At 58.6% G+C, this 7,945-nt stretch carries 7 protein-coding genes and 1 pseudogene; 4 read left to right on the plus strand and 4 right to left on the minus strand.

The window, feature by feature from the left end:
- The 3 genes from cyoC to cyoA all read right to left on the minus strand — a co-directional run.
- Window positions 1-599: cytochrome o ubiquinol oxidase subunit III (gene cyoC, locus A3754_RS21975; protein WP_063521339.1), on the minus strand; the 599-nt coding region annotated here is incomplete at its 3' end.
- A complete protein-coding gene (cyoB, locus tag A3754_RS21980) occupies window positions 592-2,592 on the minus strand; it encodes a cytochrome o ubiquinol oxidase subunit I (protein ID WP_063521340.1) in 2,001 nt (666 codons plus the stop codon). The genes cyoC and cyoB, both read right to left, overlap by 8 nt.
- Window positions 2,593-2,627: 35 nt before the next feature.
- A complete protein-coding gene (cyoA, locus tag A3754_RS21985; protein ID WP_063521341.1) occupies window positions 2,628-3,632 on the minus strand; it encodes a ubiquinol oxidase subunit II in 1,005 nt (334 codons plus the stop codon).
- 153 nt (window positions 3,633-3,785) lie between these two features.
- Here cyoA and A3754_RS21990 point away from each other — a divergent pair, with 153 nt between their 5' ends.
- Window positions 3,786-5,096, plus strand: a complete 1,311-nt coding sequence (locus A3754_RS21990; protein ID WP_063521342.1) for an MFS transporter — start codon at window positions 3,786-3,788, stop codon at window positions 5,094-5,096.
- A 153-nt stretch (window positions 5,097-5,249) separates the two neighbouring features.
- On the opposite strand, the gene A3754_RS21995 is transcribed toward A3754_RS21990, so the two are convergent.
- A complete protein-coding gene (locus A3754_RS21995; protein ID WP_063521343.1) occupies window positions 5,250-6,359 on the minus strand; it encodes an NADH:flavin oxidoreductase in 1,110 nt (369 codons plus the stop codon).
- A 262-nt stretch (window positions 6,360-6,621) separates the two neighbouring features.
- Between A3754_RS21995 and A3754_RS22000 the strand changes: the two genes are divergently transcribed.
- The 3 genes and pseudogenes from A3754_RS22000 to A3754_RS22010 form a co-directional block, all read left to right on the plus strand.
- Window positions 6,622-7,083, plus strand: a complete 462-nt coding sequence (locus A3754_RS22000) for a helix-turn-helix domain-containing protein (RefSeq protein ID WP_063521344.1) — start codon at window positions 6,622-6,624, stop codon at window positions 7,081-7,083.
- The gene (locus A3754_RS22005) at window positions 7,080-7,709 is read left to right on the plus strand and encodes a hypothetical protein (RefSeq protein ID WP_082872419.1); all 630 of its coding nucleotides are present in this window, start codon (window positions 7,080-7,082) and stop codon (window positions 7,707-7,709) included. Before A3754_RS22000 ends, A3754_RS22005 begins: the two co-directional genes overlap by 4 nt.
- A gap of 87 nt (window positions 7,710-7,796) precedes the next feature.
- A pseudogene (locus A3754_RS22010) lies at window positions 7,797-7,945 on the plus strand (IS256 family transposase); the annotation flags it as partial.

The raw sequence follows: 7,945 nt of genomic DNA on the forward strand, positions 1-7,945 counted from the left end.
CCAACCCAAACCACGTCCAGGAAGTGCCAGAACATGGACAGGCAGAATACCCGGCGCTTGTTTTCCGGGATCAGGCCGTGCTTTTTCAACTGGAACAACAAGGTCACCAGCCACACGATACCGAAGAACACGTGCAGACCGTGGGTACCCACCAGAGCGAAGAAGGCCGTCCAGAAGCCACTGGTCTGCGGGCCCGCGCCCACATGAATCAAATGATGGAATTCATACAGTTCCAGGCTCAAAAAGCCCAGCCCAAGCAAGCCGGTAACGGCCAGCCAGAACATGGTCCCTTTCACCTTGTTGGCCTGCATCTGCAGCATGGCGAAGCCATAGGTGATGGACGACACCAACAGCAACGAGGTGTTGATAGCGATCAAGCTCAGATCGAACAATTCCATGCCGGTGGGCCCGCCCGCATAACTGCGGCCAAGCACCCCGTAAGTGGCAAACAGACAAGCGAAGATCAGACAGTCGCTCATCAGGTAAATCCAGAAACCCAGCAGGGTCCCGTTCTGGGGGTGATGATCCCCCTTCACCAGAAACTCCAGCTGGCCGTCCTGCGTGCTGTTCGCGTCAGCAGTCATGGTATTTTCAGACATTGGCAAGCTCCCGTGTACGTTCTGCTTCAATCCGTTCTACTTCTTCCGCCGGAATGTAGTAATCACGGTCGTAATTGAAGGTGTGATAGATAGCTGTGCCGATCAGCGCCACAAAGGACACACCCGCCAGCAACCACATGTGCCAGATCAGAGCAAAACCAATCACCACACTGATACCGGAGAGCACGATGCCCGCCCAGGTACCCTTGGGCATGTGAATCGGGATAAAGCCGGATTCAGGGCGCTGGAAACCGTGCCGCTTCATCTGCCACCAGGCATCCAGCTCGTGAACGCGTGGCGTGAAGGCAAAGTTGTACGGCGGCGGCGGAGAGGATGTGGACCACTCCAGGGTACGGCCATCCCACGGATCACCGGTTTCATCCTTCAAGGACTCGCGGCGCATGAAGCTCACCACCAGCTGAATGATGAAGGCAGCAATGCCCACCGCAATCAGTACCGCACCGAAGGCAGCAATCTGGAACCAGATTTGCAGGGACTGATCCTCGAAGTGGCTGACGCGACGGGTCACGCCCATTAGGCCCAGCACGTACAGAGGCATGAACGCGAAGTAGAAACCGATCAGCCAGAACCAGAAGGACATCTTGCCCCAGAACTCATCCAGCTTGTAACCGGTGGCCTTCGGGAACCAGTAGGTAATACCGGCGAACAGACCGAACAGCACGCCGCCGATGATCACGTTATGGAAATGCGCAATCAGGAACAGGCTGTTATGCAGCACGAAGTCCACCGGCGGCACCGCCAGCAACACACCGGTCATACCACCGATCACGAAGGTGACCATGAAGCCCATGGTCCACAGCATGGGCACATCGAACTTGATGCGGCCCCGGAACATGGTAAACAGCCAGTTGAAGATCTTCGCCCCCGTGGGGATCGAGATAATCATGGTGGTGATCCCGAAGAACGAGTTCACGCTGGCCCCCGATCCCATGGTGAAGAAATGGTGCAGCCATACCAAGTAGGACAACACGGTAATCACCACGGTGGCGTAAACCATAGAGGTGTAGCCAAACAGCGGCTTGCGGCTATAGGTGGCCACGATCTCGGAGAAGATACCGAACACCGGCAGGATCAGGATGTACACCTCGGGGTGGCCCCAGATCCAGATCAGGTTCACGTACATCATGGCGTTACCGCCCAGATCGTTGGTGAAGAAAGCCGTATCCAGGTAACGGTCCATGGACAGCATGGCCAGCACCGCCGTCAGTACCGGGAATGCCGCCACAATGAGAATGTTGGTGCACAGAGAGGTCCAGGTGAACACCGGCATCTTCATCAGGCTCATGCCCGGTGCGCGCATCTTGACGATGGTCACCAACAGGTTAACCCCCGACAACAGCGTCCCCACCCCGGCGATCTGCAACGCCCAGATGTAGTAATCCACCCCGACACCGGGACTTTGCAATATCCCCGATAAAGGCGGGTAGGCCAGCCAGCCGGTCTTGGCGAACTCACCAATAAACAGGGAGACCATCATCAACACGGCACCGCCGGTGGTCATCCAGAAACTGAAATTGTTCAGGAACGGGAAGGCCACATCGCGGGTACCGATCTGCAACGGAATCAGGTAGTTCATGATCCCCGTCACCAGCGGCATGGCCACGAAGAAGATCATGATCACGCCATGGGCGGTGAAGATCTGGTCGTAGTGATGCGGCGGTAGGTAGCCGGTGGCGTCGCCAAAGGCCATGGCCTGATGCAGGCGCATCATGATGGCATCGGCGAAGCCACGCAGCAGCATCACCAGGCCAAGAATGATGTACATGATGCCGATTTTCTTGTGGTCGATGGTGGTGAACCACTCGTTCCACAGGTAACCCCACAGCTTGTAGCGTGTCAGGGCGGCGAGCAGCGCAATGCCACCCAGCGCCACCACGGCAAAGGTGCCGAGGATGATCGGATCATGGAAGGGAATCGCGTCCCAGGTAAGGCGACCAAAGATCAGCTTGGTCAGGTCCAGGTTATCAAACATGGGCGGCACCTACTGCGTTTGCGATCAGGAGAGGATTATTCATGGTGGCCTCCATGAGACTGATGGCCGGCATGATCTTGATGATCGGCATGCTCAGCCTTGGCATCGCCGTGATGACCGGCGTGCTTGTCCATGCCGCCGTGGTACATCATGTCTTCCATACAGACTTGGCCCGGTTCCACGCAGCGATTGAAAATGCCGTAGTAAAGCGTCGGGTCTACCTGGCCGTAATAGCTCACCGGGTCATCAATGCTCGGCTCTGCCAGTTGCAGGTATTCATCACGGCTCAGGTTCCCGTCGCTGGCCTTCACTTCCTCAACCCAGCTGGCGAAGTCTTCTTCGCTAAGTCCGTGGAAGTCGAATTTCATCTGCGAGTAACCGGCGCCACTGTAGTTGGCAGAAAAGCCCTTGTAGACACCCGGCTCGTTGATCACCCCATGCAGCTTGGTTTCCATACCCGCCATGGCATAGATCTGCCCGGCCATGGCCGGAATGAAGAAGGAATTCATCATGGTAGAAGCGGTGATCTTGAAGCGAATCGGGTGATTCACCGGCGCCGCCAGCTCATTGACGGTGGCGATCCCCTGCTCCGGGTAGATAAACAGCCACTTCCAGTCCAGCGCCACCACTTCCACGGTGAGCGGCTCCAGGCCTACCGGTACCGGGGTCTGCGCATCAATACGGTCCAGCGGACGGTATGGATCCAGCTTGTGGGTACTTACCCAGGTCATGGCCCCCAGCGCGATGATAATCATCAGCGGAACAGACCAGATCACCAGTTCCAGCACGGTGGAATGGGTCCAGTCGGGCTTGTAGTTGGCCTCGGTGTTGGTTTCCCGGTAATGCCAGGCAAACCAAAACGTCAGCACGATCACCGGCACAATGACCAGCAACATCAGGATCGTTGCCCAGACGAGCAAATCCCGCTGTTGCACGGCCACGTCACCAGAGGGGGACATCACGACTGCGTCACAGCCCGACAGCAGGGCGGCAACAAGCAACGTCAACGACGCTCCACGCAAGTATTTGAATAATTGCATTGGCGAATCTTCTGGTTGGCTTTTGAGTACACGGGACTCTATCCAAGGGCATGGGCAGCCGGTATTGGACATTTTGTCCCATAGGCTTAAAGTCCTAACCATACTTGATGGACATCAAGGCACAAACAACAACTCTGGTGAAGAGCGCACAACATGTCTCAGACCTATCCGGCTCCCATGCCAAACGAAAAAAGCCACGCTTCCGTGGCCCCCAACGAGATCGCCGTGGGCGTGGTCATCGGGCGTACCTCCGAGTATTTCGACTTCTTTGTCTACGGCATCGCCTCCGTACTGATCTTCCCGCAGCTGTTTTTCCCCTTTACCGGCCAGCTGCAGGGCATGCTCTATTCTTTCATGCTGTTTGCTCTGGCGTTTGTAGCGCGGCCCTTTGGCACCGCCCTGTTCATGTGGATTCAGCGCCAGTGGGGCCGCAGCATCAAGCTCACCGCCGCCTTGTTCCTGCTGGGCACCGCCACCGCAGGCATCGCCTTCCTGCCCGGCTATGAAAAACTTGGCGGCCACGCCATCGCTCTGCTGGCCCTGTTCCGGGTCATGCAGGGAATCGCCTTTGGTGGCTCCTGGGATGGCCTGCCTTCATTGCTGGCCCTGAACGCCCCCAAGGAAAGCCGCAGCTGGTACACCATGATCGGCCAGCTGGGCGCGCCCCTGGGCTTTGTGATTGCCAGCGCCCTGTTCCTCTACCTCTACAACAGCCTGAGCGCCGCAGACTTCCAGGGCTGGGGCTGGCGTTACCCGTTCTTCGTGGCGTTCGCCATCAACGTGGTCGCCCTGTTTGCGCGCCTGCGCCTGGTGCTGGGTGAGGAATACACCGAAGCCATGCAGGAAAGTGAGCTGGAACCCATCCGCACCAGCGAGATGGTGCGCGAGGAAGGCCACAATATTTTCATTGGTTCCTTCGCCGCCCTGGCCAGCTATGCGCTGTTCCATGTGGTGACCATCTTCCCGCTCTCCTGGATCGCCTTCCAGGGCAGCCAGACCACCGCCGAAGTGCTGACCGTACAGGTGCTGGGGGGCTTCGTGGGCATCATGGCCACCATCGGCTCCGGCTGGATCGCCGCCCGCATCGGCAAGCGCACCACCGTGGGCGCCCTGGCCGCCATGATCGGCGTCTTCAGCCTGCTCACCCCTCTGCTGATGGGCGGCAGCCCGGTCATGCAGGACACCTTCATCCTGCTCGGCTTTGCCCTGCTCGGGGTGTCCTATGGCCAGGCCTCCGGCACGGTGACGGCCAACTTCGCGCCGCGCTTCCGCTACACCGGCGCCGCCCTCACCTCTGACTTCGCTTGGCTGTTCGGCGCCGCCTTCGCGCCGCTGGTCGCCCTGGGTCTGTCCGCCAAGTTCGGGCTTATGTCAGTCACGGTATATCTGCTGTCCGGCGTGATCTGCACCCTGCTGGCGCTGGCCATCAACCAGTCGCTGGAAGATCAGGGCGAAGAGAGTTGAAAGTTTAAAGTTCAAAGTTGAAACGCGGACTGACGCCGTCGTTCAACTGAAACCAAAGAGGCCGCGCCCGGATTCCGAGCGCGGCCTCTTTCCTATCCGACCCGGCAAACCCCGGATGGCGTTCTTTTACTCGCAGCTAGTCGCTCACGGCTGTCAGCTCAAACTCCCCAACGCCGCCTTGGTAAACGGCGCAATCTCGTCTTCCTTGCCTTCGCGCATCTTCACCAGCCAGTTCGGGTCCTGCAGCAGCGCACGGCCCACCGCGATCATGTCGAATTCGTCGCTGTCCATGCGACGCTCCAGCTCGTCCAGCCCTGCCGGGTTGGCGGTGCCGCCCATGCCGTCCGGGCTGTTAAGGAAATCCCCGTCCAGGCCCACGCTGCCCACGGAAATCACCGGCTTGCCGGTAATCTTCTTGGTCCAGCCCGCCAGGTTCAGGTCAGAGCCTTCGAATTCCGGCAGCCAGAAGCGGCGGGTGGAAGCATGGAACACGTCCACACCCGCCTCCACGAAGGGCATCAGGAAACGTTCCAGCTCTTCCGGATTCTGCGCCAGCTTCGCTTCGTAATCCTGCTGCTTCCACTGCGAGAAACGCAGCACGATGGCAAACTCTTCACCCACGGCTTCGCGCACCGCCTTGACGATCTCGATGCCAATGCGGGCACGGTTCTCGATGGAACCGCCGTATTCGTCATCGCGTTGGTTGGTGCCTTCCCAGAAGAACTGATCGAGCAGGTAACCGTGGGCACCGTGAATCTCCACGCCATCAAAACCTACCTCTTTAGCGGCCTTGGCGGACTCGGCAAAAGCACGCACCACATCCTGGATATCCGCTTTGCTCATGGCCTCGCCGTTTTCCTTGCCGGGCTTGAACAGGCCAGAAGGCGAATAGGCAGGCACGTCCTTGTCCGGACCAATGCCGGGTTTGCGCACCGAGCCCACATGCCACAACTGTGGGATGATCTGGCCGCCAGCAGCGTGCACCGCATCCACCACCTTCTTCCAGCCCGCCATAGCTTCATCGCCATAAATGGCCGGCACCCGCTCGTAACCGTTAGCGGCCTTGTGGCCCACAAAGGTGCCTTCGGTGATGATCAGGCCCACCTCACCCTCGGCGCGGCGCTGGTAATACCCCACCACCTGATCGTTGGGCACATACCCCGGAGAAAACGTACGGGTCATGGGCGCCATGGCCACCCGGTTACGCATCTTCAGGGATTTGTGTTCAAAAGGACGCAGCAGGCTATCCAGGGAACTACTCATGGGGCTCTCCTAATCAGTCTTGTCTATTCACTCTCCAGGCCGGGCCAGATACGGGCTCAGCTTGAGCATTCGGGGTAACAAAAAAGGGGCCAGCAATGGCAACCACCCTCGCAATGGCCCTTTCAGCTGCGCTCTCAGAAGCACTCGCTCAATAACCAACAGAATCAGCGCATCCGCCCTCACGGGCGATCAATTCAATTTGGTTGCGTAATAAAACCTTATTTGGTTTCTTAATGCAACCATTCTGATCTATACTGCCGCCATGACACGTAAACGCTTCGACGACATGGGCTGCTCGGTGGCCTGCGCCCTCAATGAGGTCGGTGACTGGTGGTCCCTGCTGGTGGTCAAGCAGGCCATGCTGGGCACCCGCCGCTTTGTGGATTTCCAGCACAGCCTGGGCATCGCCAAAAACATTCTCTGCAACCGCCTGTCGCGGCTGGTGGATAACGGCGTGATGGTGCGTGTGGACGTGGGCGAGCACGGCAAGCGCTACGAATACCGCCTCACCGACAAGGGCCGGGATCTGTTTACCGTGGTCACCGCCCTGCGTCAGTGGAGCGAACGCTGGAACGGCGAAAAAGACGCCATGCAACTGGTGGATGGCCACAGCGGCGAGCCGTTGGCACCGGTAGTGGTTCAGAACCAGCAGGGGAAAGTGCTCACCGTGCGGGATGTGCGGTTTGTGGATGAGGACGGCAAACCCTGGGAGGAGGTCGGGTGACTACCGTGCCAGCGCTGCAACAACGCTGGAACCGCGTCGTCGCCCGGCTAGTGCCCAACCCGCAAGCCACTTGGCAACAACTCGCCTCCCGCTACAGCGAGCCCCATCGCCACTATCACACCCTGCATCATGTCGCCGCCTGCCTGAACTGGCTGGATCAATACCGCCACCTCGCCGAAAACCCTCTATGCATTGAACTGGCCCTGTGGGCCCACGATGTGATTTACGATCCCCGCGCCAGCGGCAACGAAGCCCGCAGCGCCGACTGGTTTGCCCAGCAGTTTGCCGACAGCACCCTGACCGACGCGCAGCGCGATCGAGTACACACCCTCATTCTCGCCACCATCCACCCCCACCCACCGACAGATGCCGACATGGCCCTGCTGCAGGATATCGATCTGAGCATTCTTGGCGCGGATATTGAGTTGTACGACCGGTATGAAGGGTGGATTCGGCAGGAATATGCCTTTGTGCCGGAGGAAGCGTTTCGGAAAGGACGGAGTGCGGTGTTGCGGAGTTTTCTGGATCAGGGGGTGATTTACCACACGGCTGAGCTGAGGGAGCGACTGGAAGTGTCGGCGCGGGACAATCTCAGTCAGGCTTTGGGGAAGCTTTCAGAGGGCTGATTGTCTTACGCTTTGGGAAATGGGAGATCTCGGTAGTGTTCAGAATTCTGTGTCACTTCTTTAATCTACACACCAAAGAGGTGATACATGACCAAACCCACATTCGACATTGATGCTGCTCTCAAGGCCCTACAGGAAGGCAAAGACCTGACCGGCAAAGACGGCATTCTCACGCCGCTGATCAAGCAGCTCACAGAAGCCGCGATGCAAGCCGAGCTGGACAATCATCTTACAGA

Source organism: Alcanivorax sp. HI0083 (genome assembly GCF_001635175.1).

Coding starts and splice junctions, on each gene's coding strand:
- A3754_RS21995 (WP_063521343.1), bottom strand. CDS start 6,359: ATGAGTAGTTCCCTGGATAGCCTGCTGCGTCCTTTTGAACACAAATCC.
- A3754_RS21990 (WP_063521342.1), top strand. CDS start 3,786: ATGTCTCAGACCTATCCGGCTCCCATGCCAAACGAAAAAAGCCACGCT.
- cyoB (WP_063521340.1), bottom strand. CDS start 2,592: ATGTTTGATAACCTGGACCTGACCAAGCTGATCTTTGGTCGCCTTACC.
- A3754_RS22000 (WP_063521344.1), top strand. CDS start 6,622: ATGACACGTAAACGCTTCGACGACATGGGCTGCTCGGTGGCCTGCGCC.
- cyoA (WP_063521341.1), bottom strand. CDS start 3,632: ATGCAATTATTCAAATACTTGCGTGGAGCGTCGTTGACGTTGCTTGTT.